The 17,174-nt window shown below is 71.4% G+C and carries 8 protein-coding genes and 1 pseudogene; 6 read left to right on the forward strand and 3 right to left on the reverse strand.

The window, feature by feature from the left end; all coding sequences use genetic code 11:
* Positions 1-197 precede the first annotated feature (197 nt).
* From IE308_RS08300 to IE308_RS08310, 3 genes are all read left to right on the forward strand, one after another.
* A complete protein-coding gene (locus IE308_RS08300) occupies positions 198-1,568 on the forward strand; it encodes a serine/threonine-protein kinase (protein ID WP_190217202.1) in 1,371 nt (456 codons plus the stop codon).
* Positions 1,569-1,652: 84 nt separating this feature from the next.
* The gene (locus tag IE308_RS08305) at positions 1,653-4,685 is read left to right on the forward strand and encodes a DEAD/DEAH box helicase (protein ID WP_190217203.1); all 3,033 of its coding nucleotides are present in this window, start codon (positions 1,653-1,655) and stop codon (positions 4,683-4,685) included.
* A 34-nt stretch (positions 4,686-4,719) separates the two neighbouring features.
* Positions 4,720-9,879 (forward strand): DNA methyltransferase, encoded by a 5,160-nt coding sequence (locus tag IE308_RS08310; protein WP_190217204.1) that lies wholly within the window; start codon positions 4,720-4,722, stop codon positions 9,877-9,879.
* A 61-nt stretch (positions 9,880-9,940) separates the two neighbouring features.
* Here the strand turns inward: IE308_RS08310 and IE308_RS08315 are convergent, their stop codons facing one another.
* Positions 9,941-10,138: a DUF397 domain-containing protein gene (locus IE308_RS08315; RefSeq protein WP_190217205.1), complete on the reverse strand. Its 198-nt coding sequence runs from the start codon at positions 10,136-10,138 to the stop codon at positions 9,941-9,943.
* Positions 10,135-11,015, reverse strand: a pseudogene (locus IE308_RS08320) (helix-turn-helix domain-containing protein). The gene IE308_RS08315 and the pseudogene IE308_RS08320 overlap by 4 nt, the downstream one beginning before the upstream one ends.
* 147 nt (positions 11,016-11,162) lie before the next feature.
* Between IE308_RS08320 and IE308_RS08325 the strand changes: the two are divergent.
* The 3 genes from IE308_RS08325 (at position 11,163) to IE308_RS08335 (ending at position 16,096) form a co-directional block, all read left to right on the forward strand.
* On the forward strand, positions 11,163-11,648 hold the full coding sequence (locus IE308_RS08325) for an ATP-binding protein (protein ID WP_308440084.1): 486 nt from the start codon (positions 11,163-11,165) through the stop codon (positions 11,646-11,648).
* A 155-nt stretch (positions 11,649-11,803) separates the two neighbouring features.
* A complete protein-coding gene (locus IE308_RS08330; RefSeq protein ID WP_190217206.1) occupies positions 11,804-12,187 on the forward strand; it encodes an effector-associated constant component EACC1 in 384 nt (127 codons plus the stop codon).
* 6 nt (positions 12,188-12,193) lie between these two features.
* On the forward strand, positions 12,194-16,096 hold the full coding sequence (locus IE308_RS08335; RefSeq protein ID WP_190217207.1) for a caspase, EACC1-associated type: 3,903 nt from the start codon (positions 12,194-12,196) through the stop codon (positions 16,094-16,096).
* Between the two features lie 48 nt (positions 16,097-16,144).
* On the opposite strand, the gene IE308_RS08340 is transcribed toward IE308_RS08335, so the two are convergent.
* Positions 16,145-17,083: a beta family protein gene (locus IE308_RS08340; protein WP_229908730.1), complete on the reverse strand. Its 939-nt coding sequence runs from the start codon at positions 17,081-17,083 to the stop codon at positions 16,145-16,147.
* Positions 17,084-17,174: the final 91 nt, after the last annotated feature.

Here is a 17,174-nt window from a genome sequence, read left to right on the forward strand (position 1 = left end):
ACCGGCACCGGCACCGGCACAGCCGACGAAGAGTGACGCGAGGCGTCCGCCCTGAGAAACCGTCGCGCCTTCACTGCGGCCCGGACCAGGGTTCGCCTGCGTCACCCGAGCTGAGTGGCGTGCCATTCCCTCAGGGTGTGGTCTAGCTTGGCAGGGGCTTCCTGCCCCGGTTCGACCCGCTGAAAGTGAGGCCTCAGGTGCACATCGCCCCCCTTGGTCCCGACGATCCCGCCGAGCTCGGCGGATACGAGCTGCTCGGCCGGATCGGGCAGGGCGGGATGGGTCAGGTGTACCTGGGCGAGTCACCCGGCGGGGAGCCGGCCGCCGTGAAGGTGATCAAGCCGTCCGTGGTCGACTCCGAGACGCGGACGAGGTTCGCGCAGGAGGTGGAGATCCTCAAGACGATCTGGGGTGCCCGGATCGCCGCCCTCCTGGACGCCGACCCGGACGCCGAGCGCCCGTGGCTGGCGACCGAGTACGTCGAGGGTCTCGACCTGAGCCGACACGTGGCCGCCCACGGCCCGCTTCCCGCGCTGCTGACGTCGGCTCTGGGTGCGACGCTGGCCGAGGCCCTGGCCACCGTGCACCGCCAGGGTCTGCTGCACCGTGATCTGAAGCCGGCCAACGTACTGCTCGGCCCGAACGGACCGAAGGTGATCGACTTCGGGCTCGCGGTGTTCGCGGAATCGAATGTGTCGCTGACCGCGCCGCACACGGTCGTCGGCACGCCCTCGTGCATGCCGCCCGAGCAGGCGAACGGGGAGAAGCCCCTGACACCCGCGGTCGACGTGTACGCGCTGGGTGCCGTACTGCTGTTCGCCGCCTCGGGCCATCCGCCCTATCGTGCGGACAACATCCACCTCCTGTTTCACCAGGTCGTCGACCCCGCGGTCGCACCGGACCTCTCCGGGACCCCGGACGAGCTGGTGCCACTGCTCACCGCCATGCTGGCCCACCGCCCGCAGGACCGGCCGGACCTCGCCGAGGTCGTCCGGCGGAGCCGCGCGCTCATCGAGGCACAGGGTCTGAAGGTCGCCCAGGCACGCCGCAGGCTCACCACGTACACGGCCGCTCCGACCCAAGTCCTGGACGATCTTCTCGCGGTCGGCCGTGCGTCCGGACCCCAGGTGCGCACGGAGCCCGGGGCGGCCGGGACTCCCTTCGCGTCTCCGCAGGCCGAGCGGCGACGGGAGGCGGCGGACAGCCGGCCGGCCCGGCAGCGGCAGGACGGCTTCCCGGCCGGCCCCGAGGTGCCACCGGTGCCCGGTCCGCCGGAACCGCCCGCCGATCCCCGTCTCCTGCTCCGCCGCGTCGACACTCCTTCGCAGCCGTCCGCCGACGCCAGCGCCGACTCCACGCCCGCCGACCGGTCCCCGGCCGGCGCCGGGACGGGAGCCGGCGCCGACCCGGCCCAGGACCCCACCGCCGCGAAGTCCGCCGCTCCCCTGTCCCCGCGCCATGCCTCCGAGCGCGGCGGGGCGGCCCGGCCCTCCCTCCGCGGCTCGGCCCAGGCCCGGATCACCGCCCGGCGGCTGCGCGAGGCGTATGCGGCCAGTACGCCCTTCTGACCCGCAAGCGCCTGGGACCCGCGATAATGGGCGGGCCCTGGAGAGGGGCCGCCCGCACGATCGACCCGCTTCAGGAGGCCACCGGTGACCGCCGTCCAGACCAGCGTGGAGCAGACCGGCGAGGAACGGACCGGTGCCACGAGCGGCCAGGACCAGTACCCGGCCGGTGCCCTGGTGGTGGTGCGGGACGAGGAGTGGCTGGTCAGAAGCTCGATGCCGACGGCCGAGGACGGCACGCGCATCGAGGTCACCGGGGTGTCGGAGTTCGTCCGCGACCAGGAGGCCGTGTTCTTCTCCGGCCTGGACCGCATCGAACTGCTCGACCCGGGCGCGACAAGGCTCGTCATGGACGACTCCCCGAACTACCGACGCTCCCGGTTGTTCCTGGAAGCGGTGCTGCGCCGCACCGCCCTGCCCCAGTCGGAACACCGCCTGGCCCTGGCCGACTCGTTCCTGATGGACCCGCTGCCGTACCAGCGGCGACCCGCCCAGCTGGCCCTGTCCGGTGCCAATCTGCGTCCGCGGCTGCTGATCGCGGACGTGGTGGGGCTCGGCAAGACCCTGGAGATCGGCCTGACCCTGGCCGAGCTGATCCGCCGCGGTCGCGGCGAGCGCATCCTGGTGGTCACCCCGCAGCACGTGCTGGAGCAGTTCCAGCACGAGCTGTGGACGCGGTTCGCGATCCCGCTGGTGCGGCTGGACTCGGTGGGCATCGAGCGGATCCAGCGGGAGATCCCGGCGGGCCGCAACCCGTTCACCTCGTTCAAGCGGGTCATCGTCTCCATCGACACGCTCAAGAACACCCACCAGTACCAGCACCACCTGGAGCAGATCCGCTGGGACGCGGTCGTCATCGACGAGTCGCACAACCTGATCAACCGCGGCTCGCTGCGCAACCAGCTCGCGCGCACCCTCGCCCCCCGCACGGACGCCCTGATCCTGGCGTCCGCGACCCCGCACAACGGCGACGCGAGGTCCTTCGCCGAGCTGATCCGGCTGCTGGACCCGGTGGCGATCCGCGACCCGGAGAACTACCGCGCGGCCGACATCGAGCACCTGTTCATCCGGCGGACGAAGATCAGCCCGGAGGTCCGCGAGCAGATGAAGGGCCAGTGGGCGGACCGGGGCCCCTCCCTTTCGGTGCACTGTCCGGCCACCCCCGCGGAGGAGCGGGTCTTCGAGGAGCTGGCCGCCGTCTGGCTGCCCGGTGACGACGGCACCTCGGTCAGCGCCTTCCCCCTCTTCCCCTACACGCTGCTGAAGTCGTTCCTCTCCTCCCCCGCCGCGCTGCGGGCCACCGTCTCCGCGCGGATCAGGACGCTGGAGAAGAAGGAGGACCGGCGCGAAACCGAGGCCGAACTCGCCGCCCTGCACCGGCTGTCGGAGCTCGCCGCCGGCCTCACCGAGGAGAACTCGGCGAAGTTTGCCGCACTGGTACGGCAGTTGCGCGAGGAGATCGGGGTGGGTCCCGGTTCCGAGACGCGGGTCGTGGTGTTCTCCGAGCGGGTCCAGACCCTGGAGTGGCTTGCGGAGGTGCTGCCCGCCGCCCTCGGCTTCCGTGGCCGCGCCGCCCGCGACTGCGTCCGCGTCATGCACGGCGGCCTCTCGGACGAGCAGCAGATGGCCCGGGTCGAGGAGTTCGGCCTGGCCGACACGCCCGTCCGGGTGCTGCTCACCGGTGACGTGGCCTCCGAGGGCGTCAACCTGCACCGGCAGTGCCACCAGCTCGTGCACTACGACGTGCCGTGGTCGCTGATCCGCATCGAGCAGCGCAACGGCCGCATCGACCGGTACGGGCAGGCCCACCCACCGGAGTTCCGGGCGCTGATCCTCACCAGTGAGGTACCGGGCGCCAAGGACGACACGGTGGTCGCCGAGCGGCTGCTGGAACGCGAGGACCAGGCGCACCGCGCGCTGGGCACGGCGGAGGCGGTGACCGGCCTGTACCGTGCGGAGGCGGAGGAGCGGTCCCTCATCCAGGACCTGCTGCGGGGCAAAACTGTCGACGAGTCCCTGGACACCCCCCGCTCCGGGGCCGACGGGCAGGACGCCGGTCTGGACGACTTCCTCGCGGACTTCTTCGGCTCGGTGGACGCGACCTCGGCGGCCTCCGGCGACCCGGACGCCGACGGACACGACGAGCCGGCCCCCGCGGGGGTGCCGTCGCCTGCCGACGATGCCGACACGAGCCCGGTGCTCCCCCGCCTCTTCGACTCCACCGCGCACTTCGTGGACGAGGCGCTGCGCGAGGTGTATCCGGACGCACGCGACCGGCTGGACCTGGACCGCGACCAGCAGTCCGGGCTGATCTCCTTCCGCCCGCCGGCCGAACTCATCCACCGTCTCAAGGCACTGCCCTCGGACTACCTGCGCGAGCAGCGGCTGCGGGAGCGGCTGCTGGTGACCTTCAACCGCCGCCTCGCCGAGCACTCCCTCCAGCGGGCCCGGCAGTCCGCCACGTCGAGCTGGCCCGAGATCTCCCTGCTCACGGACCTGCACCCGGTCGTCGAATGGCTCACCGACAAGGTCCTCGTCGGCCTGGGACGCCAGGAGGCGCCGATGATCACGGCCAATGTGGCGGAGCCGGTGTACCTGGTCCAGGGCGTGTACTCCAACAAGCTGGGCCGGCCCACCGTCGTGAAGTGGATGGGCGTGACCTGGCGGGAGGGCGCCCGGGAGGGACTGGCCGTCGACGACATGGTGTCCCTGCTGCGGCGCGCCGGTGTCGGCCCCGCCATGGCGAACAAGCGGGGCTACCGCGACCCCGCCCCCCTCAGCGCGGCGCTCCCCCGCGTGCTGGAGACGGCCGAGGCGTTCCTCAACGCCCATCGTGACGCCTGGGACGAACCGCTGCGCCGGCCCGTCGAGGAGTACAAGCTGCGGCTCGGCGCCTGGGAGCAGCCCACGCTGGGCGGGGAGCGCACCCGGGAACGCCTCGCCGACCTCGCCGACTCGCTGCTGACGACGGGCAGGCCCCTGCTGCGGGTCCTCGCGGTGCTGGTCCCGGACACCGACGCGGACACCGGCCGCGGGAACGGTGCCGGGGCGCCGCCCGTCTCCCTGGCCGCCCCGCCGTCGTCCCCCTTCCGCTACGTGCCCGTGCGCGCCGCCCTGTGACCCCGGTCTGTGACCCTCTGAGAGAAGCCCTGTCATGACGTACGACTCCCTGGTCAACCGTGGCGACTACTTCTCGGCTCACTACCTGGCCGAGGTGCTGCCGAAGGATCTCAAGTCGGGCCTGCTGCAGAAGTGGAAGGAGCGCGAGGAGGCGGCGAGGCCGCCCGCCGCCGACGAGCGCGGAAGCGAGGAGGAGACGTCCGCCGCGCCGGCGCCCGGCCGGGCCGAACTCCCGGTGACCCCGCGCGTGGGACTGCGGGCGCTGCGCCGGGACTACTTCCGCGCGCGGTCCTCCTTCGCGCTTCCCGAGGACGAGGACGGCATCATCACCGTCCGCGACGCCGACGACGACGCCCTGACCTACGGGGCGCCGCGGTGGCGGGAGCGGGTACGGGCCCTCAACGCCGAGGTGCTGCGCGCGCTCGGCTACGACGCCAAGCCGCGCGTCCTCCCGGTCGAGCGCGCGGGCCGGGTGTACGAGGTCCCGGTCGCCCACGCCGAGAAGGGCCTGGTCGCGCTGGACTGCGGCTGGGCCGCCGAACCCGATGCCGCCCTCGACCCGAGGGGCCGGGGACGCCTGCTGGAACCGGTGCCGCTGGACGGCCCCGACCCGGTGGAGACCGGCGCCAGACTCGCCGCCTTCCTGTTCGCCTGCGAGGAACCGCCCCGGTACGTGCTGTTGCTCGGCGGCGGGGTGATCGTCCTTGCCGACCGCGCGGTGTGGGGCGAAGGACGCTATCTCGCCGTCTCCCTGGACACCGCGCTCCAGCGCAACGACACCCGTGCGGGCGGCGAACTCGACACCGTGGCCGCGCTATTCGGCGCGGACTCGCTGCGCACCCCGGAGGAGGGCGGCGAGAACCCGCTGGCCGAGCTGGTCGGCAAGTCGGCCAAGCACGCGGTCGGCGTCTCCAGCGAGCTGCGCGACGGCCTGCGCAAGAGCGTCGAGCTGATCGCGAACGAGGTCCTGGAGCGGCTGCGCGAGCAGGGCGTCCGCCCGGAGGACGTCGGCGAACTTCGGGATCTGGGACGGCAGTTGACCCGCGAGTCACTGCGGTACCTGTACCGGATCCTGTTCCTGCTGTACGCGGAGGCCCGCCCCGAGCTGGGCATCCTGCCCGCCGACTATCCCGAGTACCAGCAGGGGTACGGGCTCGGCCGGCTCGGCGAACTCGTCGCCGAGCGGGAGCCGGTCAGCGACTTGGCCCGCAACGGCTTCTACCTGTACGAGTCCCTGGACCTGCTGTTCCGCAAGGTGCAGGACGGCTACCGCGCCCGTCGCACGCATGGTGTGGAGCCGGTCGAGGCCGGCGAGACGGACGCACGGATCAGCGAGGACGTCGGCCTGCGCTTCGAACCGCTGCACAGCAAGCTGTTCGAGCGTGACGCCATCCGCCTGATCGGCGCGGACAGCCTCCCCGACCCACGGTACGACTCGGACGAGGCCCTGGCGCGCGGCGAGTCGGTCCGCTACCTGGACACCCGGCTGCGCAACGCCACCCTCCACCATGTGCTGCACAGCCTCATGATCACGCAGGGGAAGCGCGGGGAACGCGGCGGCTTCATCTCGTACGCCCAGCTCGGCATCAACCAGCTCGGCGCGGTCTACGAGGGCCTGATGTCGTACAGCGGCTTCATCGCGGGCGAGGAGCTGTACGAGGTCGCCCGGCACGGTGACCCGAAGGACGGCTCCTGGCTCGTCCCCGCGTCGAAGATCGCCGACTACGACGACTCCGTGTTCGTACGGCGCCGGGACCGGCTCACCGGTGAGGAGCTGCGCGTGCGGTACGCGCCGGGCACGTTCGTGTACCGCCTCTCCGGGCGCGACCGGCAGACCTCCGCGTCGTACTACACGCCGGAGTCGCTGACGCGGGTCACCGTGCAACTGGCCCTCCAGCAGCTCCTCACCGAGGAGACCGAGGCGAAGGACCTGCTGAACTGGCGGATCTGCGAGCCGGCCCTCGGCTCGGGCGCGTTCCTCAACGAGGCGATCAACCAGGTCGCGGCGGAGTACCTGCGGCGCAGGCAGGCCGAGCTGGGGCGGTCGATCGACACCGAGCAGTACGCCGTCGAGCTCCAGAAGGCGAAGGCGTACATCGCGCTGCACAACTCCTACGGCGTCGACCTCAACGAGACGGCCGTGGAGCTGGCGGAGGTGTCGCTGTGGCTCAACACCATGCACCCTGGCATGGAGGCCCCCTGGTTCGGCCTGCACCTGCGGCGCGGCAACTCCCTCATCGGCGGTCGGCGCGAGGTGTACGCGCCCGAGCGGCTGAAGAAGGGCGGCTGGCTGGGGACCACGCCGGAGCGCTTCCCGCTGGCGGAGGCGGTGGAGGGCGCCCCGCTTCCGGAAGGCGCGGTGCACCACTTCCTGCTCCCCGCGAAGGAGTGGGGCGCGGTCGCGGCCGAGAAGGAGGCGAAGACCCTCGCCCCGGCGGAGGCGAAGGCGCTGGCCGCGTGGCGTAAGGCGGTCACGAAGTCGCCCAACGCGAAGCAGACGGCCAAGCTCCAGGGGCTGGCTCGCCGGGCCGAGTACCTGTGGGGTCTGGTCGTACGGCGGCTGGAGCTGTCGGAGCGGGACATCTCCCGTGACATCCGGGTGTGGGGAGCGGAGGACGACTGGCTGCGCCGGCCGAAGGCCGCCGTGCAGCGGGACGCGATCCTGGCCGACCTTCAAGCGGAGGACACCCCCTACTGGCGCCTCAAGACGCTCATGGACGCGTGGTGCGCGCTGTGGTTCTGGCCCGTGCAGAACGCCGCGCTGCTGGACGGCACGGACGAGCGGTACGCGCGGGCGGAGGCGCTGGCCGCGCGGGCGGCGGAGCTGGAGGCGGTGAGCGTCGGGGGTGGTGCGGAGAGCGGCGCCGACGATGTGCTGCTGGCCTGGGAGGCGGAGGCCCTGCCGGGCTTCACGGCCGAGCCTCAGCAGATGACGCTGACGCGGGACTCCGTGTCGCGTCGCCGCACCGGCCGCCGCAAGGAGCAGATCAAGGGCGAGCGCCGTGACGTCATCGCGCTCGCCGACCTGGACGACTGGATCGACTTCGCCGAGGCGCTGCTGGGCACGCAGGATGTGCCGGCGGAGTCGCTGGTGTCGACGTTCGAGGACCTGGATGACCTGTCCCGCTACGAGGACGAGCTGCCCGAGTGGATGGGCATGGACCGGTTCCATGTGCTGGAGGAGCGGTTCCTGTGGGCGGGGGCGGCGCGGGATGTGGCGCGGGCGCAGGGGTTCTTCCATTGGGAGCTGGAGTTCGCGCAGGTGTTTGCGCGGGGTGGGTTTGAGCTTCAGGTGGGGAATCCGCCTTGGGTTCCGCCGCGCTGGTATGAGGACCAAGTTCTCGCGGAACGCGAGCCATGGTTCACACTGTCTGAGCGGCCAAGTGCCGCGGAATGGCGCCTACGCAAGGAGGAGGTGCTCAGCAGGCCGGGGAATACAACTTATTTCCTCGGCGAACTGGCGGCGAACACGGGGATCGCGGCAACATTGAGCAGCCCAGGCATCTATTCACTACTTGTGGGGACGAAGACTGATCTCTACCGTGCATTCATGGTGCAAGTGTGGCAACACATCGCGCCTCACGGCAGTGCAGGCCTGATCCACCCAGATACACACTTCGGCGGTGTACGCGAAGCTGCAATCCGGGCTGCCGCCTACCGACATATCCGTATCCATGCCCATTTCGTCAACTCAGCCAACTGGGCATTCGAAGACCTCGGCCGAACTCAAGAATTTGGCGTCCACATCTACGGTCCGTCACGCGAACCTAATTTCATGCACGTCAGTGAACTACGCTCGGCTGGCGTGCTGCCCGAGTCGCTGACTCACGACGGCCGAGGGGAGACCCCTGGCATCAGACATGGTGACACATGGGATGTTCGACCTCATCAAAAACGCGTGGTACACGTCAATGCTCCCCTACTGAGCAGCTGGCAAGCGCTCACCGACTCTCCGGGCCCGGCCACGGAGGCACCACTGCTTTATCCGCTTCTACGCGGCGAGCAAGAGGCAATCGACGCGCTAGCTGCTTATCCAATCGCTCTGGCCGACTACGATCCCATGATTACAACCGGGTACGACGAAGGGGCCGCCAAGAAGGATGGACTGATCCGCTGGTCCAGCCAGACCGTTCCTGAGCTTTCAGATGTCATCCTGCAAGGGCCGCATATCTCAATAGCGCACCCCTTCTCCAAAGAGCCGAGAATTCCCTGTCGTAACCACAGGGACTGGGAAGCTCTCGCGCCCACCGAGCTGCCGCTCGCGTATGTGCCAGTGACCAATTACGTGCGAGCCACCAGCGAGGACGCATACCTCGCTGCCCAGAACTCTTGGCGGGGAGAGCCATCCAGCTACTATTTCCGGCTCGCTTGGCGAGCCATGGTTCCGTTCAACACCCACCGCAGTCTGCTGGCTGCCCTCTTCCCACCCGGGCCCGCCCACGTGCATGGGGTGCACTCGATGGCCCTAAAGAACAACCGTCTAACTGCCCTCAATGGAGGTTTCTGGGCTTCGCTCCCTCTGGATTACCTTCTGCGAATCACAGGCCGCTCCAACCTCGGACTCAACGAGGCCCGGAAAATGCCAGCTCCCGACCCTAACCACCCTCTTGCACCCGCACTCCTCCTGCGTACCCTCCGTCTAAACGCCCTCACTACTCACTACGCCCCGCTCTGGACGGAGCTGTTCGACCCCCGTTGGGCAGGCTATGAAGACTGGGCCAATCCCGGCTGGCCCTATCTGGGGCCCCTTGCCGCTGGCCTGAAGCCAACCTGGCAGTACAGCACGCCCCTCCGCACCGAGCACGAACGCCGAGCTGCCCTTGTGGAAATCGACGCCCTCGTATCCGTCTGGCTCGGAATCACCGCCGACCAACTCGCTGCCATCTTCAAGTCGCGCTACCCCCAGCTCTACGACTACGAGTCGGCGACCTGGTTCGACGCCAACGGCCGTAAGATCGCGGCCGACTTCAACACCTACGGCCACGGCCAGACCAAACAGGACTACCTCGACCTCATGGCCCACCTGGAAGACCCGGAGCGCACCCCGCCCCCCGAGGGCTACCAGGCGCCCTTCTACAAGGCCGACCGCGAGGCCGAGATGCGGGCGGCGCACGCCCACTTCCACGGGCGGCTGGACGCCGAGATCGCCGCCGGCCGCTGGACTCCGCCCGCCCGCGAGAAGGCGAACGCGTAGTCGGTCAACGCGGCCTCACACAAGTCTGCCCCCGGTGCAGGGCCGGGGGCAGACTTATCGCTCACTGAGCAGCGAAGCCAACAAACGCTGCCCAAGCCTCAGCGTCGACCGCAAGGCCACGACGTGCAACGTCCTTGGAGTCACGCACTCGAACGACACGAGGGCAGACGGCGACCTCGATGCACTCTCCGCCCGAGCCCGTGCTGTAACTGCTCTTGAACCACGCCAACGCAGACGCGGTGGACTTCTCGGCGTTCATTGTTCTCCCAGCAACTTTTCGACGAAGGCCAGTGACGCGCGTGGAGTGAGCGCTTGGGCCCTGAGGATGCCGTACTGCTCCTCAAGCTCCCGGACCGCCCTGCGTTCCGTATACAGGCGGCTGTCCTTGTACCCCTCCACGTAAGCGATCCTGCGCCCGTCACGCGTCTCGATCAAGGTGAACGGTCCCTCAAGTCCAGCGTGCTCGTCCAAGTCGGTCGGCATCACCTGAAGCTCGACGTTGCGACGCTGGCCGTACAGCAGGACTTGCTCCAGTTGCCCCCGCATGACCGCCCGCCCCCCCCAAGCGGCCTTCTCAGCACCGCCTCTTCGATGACGAAGCTGATCGTGGGCTGTGGCATGCGGGAGAAGATCTCCTGCCTGGCGAGGCGGGCCGCCACCCGCTCCTCGATGACGTCCTGCGCCAGTAACGGCCGCCACATGGTGAACACCGCGCGCGCATACTCGTCGCACTGGAGCAGCCCCGGCACAGCCTTCGTGGCGTACACGTGCAGCTCAACCGCCTCCCCCTCCAGCCGAGCCGCATCCCGAAAGAACGCCGGATACTGCGCCCGAGCCACCTCCTCCTTCATCTCCAGGAGGACCCCGCCCGCGTCCAAGACCTCGTCCGCCTGGTCGATGAACCTCGGCGGCGGCACTCGGCGCCCCTGCTCGTACGCGGCGATGGTGGAGACCGAGTAGCCCGTGATCGAGCCGAACTCGGGCCGCTCCAGGCCCGCCCGCACCCGCAACCGCTTCAGCTGGCGCCCGAAGACCCGCAGGACGCCGGAGCCGGCGTCCGGTTCGGGCTGCCGCTCCTCCCCGTGACCGTCGCCGCTCCCGGACACCTCGTCCACCAGTTCCGTCGATTCGCTCATCCCCGTACCGCCTCCCTCGGCCAACGCACCCCCGCGCCGGCCGTCACGCTCCGTCCCACCTACACCCGCATACAGGCCACTTACAGCGACTCTCCGTGTGCGCGCCGTATCTGGTCACGCTAGGACCGCACCGGAAGCATGGGCCACATGAACAGCCGAATCTCCACCCCACGGGTGCACGCCGCCGTCGCCCAAGCCGAGACCGAGACCGAAAGGGCCGCCCGCCCCCGCCACGAGTTCGCGATGGCGTTCACCTCTTCCCCGCGCGGCGCGCGCCTCGCCCGCAGGCTGGTCTCCCACCGGCTCGACGCGTGGGGGCATCCCTACGGCGGCCGGGTCAACGACACGCTCACGCTGATCACCGCCGAGCTGGCCGCCAACGCCGTACGGCACGGGCGCGTCGCCGGGCGGGACTTCCATCTGCGGCTCACCCACGGCACCGACACCCTGCGAGTCGAGGTCACCGACACCCGGACCGAACGCCTCCCCGTGCTCTCCGGCCCGGCACCGCAGGGCGACGCGGAGTCCGGCCGGGGTCTGCTGATCGTCGCGGGGCTGGCGTCCCGCTGGGCGGTCGCACCGCGCGAGGGCGCGCCGGGCAAGACGGTCTGGGCGGAACTGTGCCTGACGTGACCTGGCAGGAGATGCGCGGGACTCGGCCATCGGCAACCGTGTTCACGCCAACGGCGCCGCAGGCCAAGCCCGTTGGGCCGCCGGTGTCAGTGCCGGGCGCTAGTGTCGTTCGCCCGGCAAGGAGCCGGTGAACTCACGGGGAGCACGAGAACGCCATGCCCGACAACCACACCGGATACCGGATCTCCGTCGTCGACGAGGACCCGCTGCGCGCCCGCAAGGAAGCACGCGAACTGCTCGCCGTGCTCGCCGAGGCGGACTCCACGGCCAGGCTGGACCTGCCCGCACCCGGCGGCCCCGTGGGAGCCGGCAACAAGGGCGGCCCGTCCGCCGAGACCGTCGGGCTGCTGCTGAGCGCCGGCTCTTTCGTCGTCGGGCTGGTGCAGACGTGGCTGGCTCGGATCCCTCAACGCACCATCCTCGTCAAGCGGCCCGACGGCGCGGTCCTGCACATCACCGGCAAGGATGCCCGCGAGGACGACACGCTGATCGAGCGGTTCCTCGCGGACGGCGGCGACGAGGGCACGACGGCGGGCTGAGCGACGATGACCGACAACGACCGGCACGCCTTACTCGTCGGTGTCTCCACGTACGACAGCGAGGCGTACCAGGACCTCCCGGCCGTACGCGCCGACCTGCACTACATGCGGGCAGTGCTGGAGAACACCGAGATCGGCATGTACAACGAGTGCGCAGTGGCCGCCGAGCCGACGCGCGCGGAGATGCTGCACGCCGTGGAGACGTTCCTGGAGGCCCGGCAGGCCAGCGAGACGGCGCTGCTCTACTTCAGCGGGCACGGGGAGTACTGTGAGCAGGACGGCCAGCTGTACTTCCTGACCCGGGACACCGACCCCGCCGACCTGCCGGGCACGGCCGTACCGGCGGAGTTCCTGGAGCGGATGCTCCAGTCCTGCCGGGCCGCCTCCAAACTGGTCCTGCTGGACTGCTGCTCCAGCGGTTCCGTCGTCCAGGGCTGGACCGCCAAGGGGCCGTCGGGGGAACCGGACCGGCCCGCAGCGAGCACGCTGCTGCGGCCGACCGGCGTGTACTTCATCACCGCGTCCGACGCCCTCCAGGCAGCCTCCGCGATGGCGCCGCCCGGATCCAGCCTCGGCACCTCCCGGTTCACCGGGGAGATCGTCGAGGGGCTGCGCAACGGCCGGATCAAGGAGGGCGGCTGGATCACCCCGGACGACCTCTTCGACTACCTGACCACGCAGATGACCCGGGACGGCGTACCGGAGGAGCAGCGGCCCACCAAGTCCACGATCAGAGCCACCCGCAGTCTCCCCTTCGCCCGGTCGGTGGCACGACCAGTGCGGCTTCCCGCGCCGCCCCGCGACGCCGGCGAAACCGCCCGGCGCTCCCCCGCGCTGCTGAAGGCCCGGGCACTGGCTGAGGCGGACGAACGGGACGGCGTCGACGCGCAGCGGCTGCTGCGGTACTACGCGGACTGCCTCACCGCGCAGGCGGCGGCCGGCATGCGGCCCGACCGCGACAGCGGCCGGAACGAGAAGTACTTCCTGCTGGCCCAGGGCGAGGAGACCATCCAGTCGGGCCGCGGACCGCACATCGTCGCGCCCGGATCGCTGCCCCGGCCGCAGAACGGGCGGACCGGACCGGGCACCGAGGCGGGGACGCGGCAGGAGTACTGGTACGGGTACCCGGCGATCACGCTGCCCGCGCGGGACGGCGCCCGGGGGCGGCGCGCGACGGTGGAACTGGCGCCGTTGATCGTCCAGCAGATGGAGCTGGCGCCGGACGAGGACGGCCGGGACGTGCTCCGGCCCAGCGGTGTGCCGTCCCTGCACAGCGGCGTCGTCTCCGAACTCCTGGACGCGGGCGACGCCGCCGACCTGGTGGCCCGCTGGCAGCCGGCCTGGCAGGAGGGCAACGACGCCCAGATGCTGCGCGCCATAAGGGAGCTGCTGGACGAGCTGGGGCTGCCGGAACTCGAACCGCTGGATCCGTCCGCGCTCAGCGAGCGCACGGTCATGCAGGCACTGCGGCCCGGTGCGCACAACGCGGCCGTGCTGCTGGTGCCGTCCGGTGCGGAGGCCATGGCCACCCAGGCGCTGGTGGACAACCTGCTCCAGATCTCCACGCGGACCGAGCAGATCGCGGGCACCGCCCTGGAGGCGCTGCTGGGCGGCGGGGCCGGGCAGGCACCCGCCACCACCGCCGCCGCGGCGGACCCGGTGGCACCCGTCGCTCCGGGGCCGTGCAACGAGAGCCAGGAACAGGTGATCTCCTCGGCGATGACCCGGCCGCTGACGGTGGCGACCGGGCCGCCCGGCACGGGCAAGAGCGAGGTCGTCACGGCGGTCGTCACCACGTGCGTCGCCGCCGGGCAGACGGTGCTGGTCGCCTCCACGAACAACGAGGCCGTGAACGTCGTCGCCGAGCGCTGCGACGACATCGCGCCCGGCCTGCTGATGCGGACGGGCAACGCGGAGGCGCTGGAGCGGGAGGCGGCCAAACTGGAACGGCTGCTCGCCGAACCGGTCGAGGCGCCGAGGCGCGGATCGGCCACCGTCGGCGGCGAGCTGCGCAACACCCGGGGGACGGCGGACCGGCTCCGGGCGGAGGCGGCCCACCGCGTGGTCGAGGAGACGCGGCTGCTGGAACTCCTCCGCGACCGGGAGGAGCGAACCGCCGCCCTGGAGCTGCCCCTGTCCCTCCTCGAAGAGGCCTGGGCGGCGGACGGGAACGGCCTGTCCCCGCTGGACCGGTGGGCGGACAGGGCACGGAGGACGGCCGGGGCCCGGTGGTGGCAGCTCGGGGCGTGGCGGCGGGGGCGGGCGCTCGCCGCACTGGTCGCGGCGGTGGCGGAACACCCCGGGGGGTCCGGACCGGCATGGCCCCGGTGGGCGACGGAACGACCCGTGCCACCCGAGCTGCTGGAGTCCCTGGCCGGGATGGTGTCCGTGGAGCGGGAGGTACGGGCACTCGTCCACGAACACGGGGAATGGGACGAGGACGGGCTCAAGGCGTCCAGGGCCGCGGCGGCGGAGACCCTGTCCGGCCTGTCGGCGGAACTCTCCCGCGCGCTGTCCGCCGAGACCCTGGACCGGGCCACCGGGCTCATGAACCAGCGGCTCCAGGCGCTCCGCCGCCGCTCCGGCTACCAGCGCAGCCAGAAGAACCTGATGACGCACATCAAGGGGTGGGCCGTCAGCACCCACTCGGTGCGGCAGCTGGAACTCGCCCCGAAGCTGTTCGACCTCGTCGTCATCGACGAGGCCAGCCAGTGCTCCATCCCGTCGGTGCTGCCGCTGCTGTTCCGGGCACGCCGGGCGCTGATCATCGGCGACCCCATGCAGCTCGGGCACATCCCCGGCGTGTCCCCCCAGCAGGAGAGGCAGGCACGGACGCGGGCCGGGCTGAGCGCCGCGCAACTGGAGCACCGCCGCCTCGCCTACCACGCGTACTCCTCGTACCACGCCGCCGAACAGCACGGCGACGGCGCGCTGCTCCTCGACGAGCACTACCGCTGCCACCCGCGGATCGCGGACGTCGTCAACGGCCACTGCTACGGCGGCCGGCTGCGGGTGCTGACCGACGTGCGGCGGCAGGTACCAGCACACGACCCGGTGGGAGCGGCCGACCCCGCGCCGGTGCTCGGCTGGGTCGACGTACCGTCCGGGGAATCGGCGCGCGGCGGCGACGGGCGGTCCTGGCGGAACGCGGCCGAGGCGGAGGCCGTGCGGCGCGTGGTCGACGGACTGCTGGCGGGGCTCGCGCCGGACGCGACGGTGGGAGTGGTCACGCCGTTCCGGGCGCAGAAGGAGACACTGGCCCGGATGTGGCGGGACGACGACCGGGTGCGGGTCGGCACCGTCCACACCTTCCAGGGCGGACAGCGCGACGTGATGGTGCTCAGCCCGGTGGCGGCGCCCAACACCCCGCCCCGGACGACGCACTGGGTCGCGAGCCAGGTCAACCTGTGGAACGTGGCGGTCACCCGGGCCAAGTCGCAGCTGATCACCGTGGGCGGCCACGCCTTCTGGCAGGAGCAGAGCGGCCTGCCGGCCCTCCTCGCCGCGCGCTCGGCACCGCTGGGAGCGGGCGACGGCGGCACGACGGCTGAGGCCGGCCCGTGGGGCCCGGTGACCGAGGCCCCCGAAGACCTCGCCGACCGCCTCCAGCAGTACCTCACCGGACGCGGCGTCACCGATCTGGAGCGGACCGCGCTGGTCGGCGGACACCCGGTGGACCTGCTGTTCACCGACGCCGGCGAGAACACGGCGGTACTCATCGACCCCGGACCGAGGCCCGGCGAGGACCCCGCGCGGCACCTCAGGCTCGTCCACGCGCGAGGCGACCTGCTCACCGGACTGCCCTCCGGGGGACGTGGGGCCAAGGCCTGCCCGGTGAGCCGGACGGTGCGAGTGCCCGCCTGGCGGATCCTGGCGGGCGAGACCGCGCTGGCACCACTGTTCGACTGAGCCACGCACAGGACGACCAGGCTCCACGGAGCCTGCCTGGCTGCCCGCTCAGCCGCCGGACAGGCTCCCCACGACGTACGTCATGTGCTGCAGGTTTCCCGCGCGCAGCCACTCCGTGGGGCCGCCCACGCCCTCGCTGGTCGAGAGCGGGCCGTTCGCGCAGTCGCTCAGCCACTCCTCGCCCTGCCCGGCCCCCGCGCCCCGGAACTCGGGCGATTCGACGATCCGGCGGGCCGCGCTCCGGTTGACGGCGATCCGGTCGGCCCCGCGGGTCAGCGTCTTGACGAGGAGGTACGAGCTGTCGGTCGTGTAGCGGAGCACACCCCAGGGCGGTCCGCCCGTCCTCCCGGGTGCCGGGGCCTGCGCGAGGGCACCCGGGGGCTGCACCCCGTAGTCGCCGTAACCGAGCAGCGGAGCATAGGCCCTGCCCGCGGCGCGCACCTCGTGCCACATGCGCCACTCCGCCCGCGCGCCCTCCCACCCTCCTTCCTCCAGCATGTCGGCGGTGACCCGCGGAAAGGCCCCGCCGAGCAGAGCGGCGCTCCGCCAGACCGTCAGGGGCAGCAGCACGTCGAGAGCGCGCAGCGCCTCCTTGCCCGCGTCGGGCCGGTCGTCGAGGACCGCGCCCATGTCGAGCAACAGGTCCACGGGCACCTCCGGACCGGTCCGGGCCAGCAGGTCCCGGACGTTTTCCCCCAGGTGACCGTCCCACTCGCCCGTGACCCGCACCCGGACCCCCAGCCCGCGCAGACAGCGCCGGGCCGTCTCCACAGCCGCCGCCTGCTGCGCCCCGGTCCTTTCCGGCCCGGTGACCGGCCGCAGCCGCCCCAACTCGCAGTAGAGCGCCAGCGCTTCCGCGAGGGCCACGGTCTGGGCGGCCTCACCGAAGGGGGCGTCGAGCCATCCGCCGTGACGGCTCACGGCGCTCACCCGATCGACGTACTTGGCGACCACCGTGCCCAGCGTCTGCGGGGCCGCGCCCGGCAACGGCGGTAAATTCCCACAGTGGCCTGATCGCGGCTTGGACGTCCGGCCACAGCAGCCGGAACGCCCCGGCCGCGTGCGGCCTGGTCGGCAG

The sequence above is a fragment of the Streptomyces griseosporeus genome, from assembly GCF_014656055.1.
Classification (GTDB): domain Bacteria; phylum Actinomycetota; class Actinomycetes; order Streptomycetales; family Streptomycetaceae; genus Streptomyces; species Streptomyces griseosporeus.

What these genes read in the sequence shown, in the direction of transcription:
- IE308_RS08310 (WP_190217204.1), top strand. Translation starts at nt 4,720, where the DNA reads ATGACGTACGACTCCCTGGTCAACCGTGGCGACTACTTCTCGGCTCAC.
- IE308_RS08315 (WP_190217205.1), bottom strand. Translation starts at nt 10,138, where the DNA reads ATGAACGCCGAGAAGTCCACCGCGTCTGCGTTGGCGTGGTTCAAGAGC.
- IE308_RS08325 (WP_308440084.1), top strand. Translation starts at nt 11,163, where the DNA reads ATGAACAGCCGAATCTCCACCCCACGGGTGCACGCCGCCGTCGCCCAA.
- IE308_RS08330 (WP_190217206.1), top strand. Translation starts at nt 11,804, where the DNA reads ATGCCCGACAACCACACCGGATACCGGATCTCCGTCGTCGACGAGGAC.
- IE308_RS08335 (WP_190217207.1), top strand. Translation starts at nt 12,194, where the DNA reads ATGACCGACAACGACCGGCACGCCTTACTCGTCGGTGTCTCCACGTAC.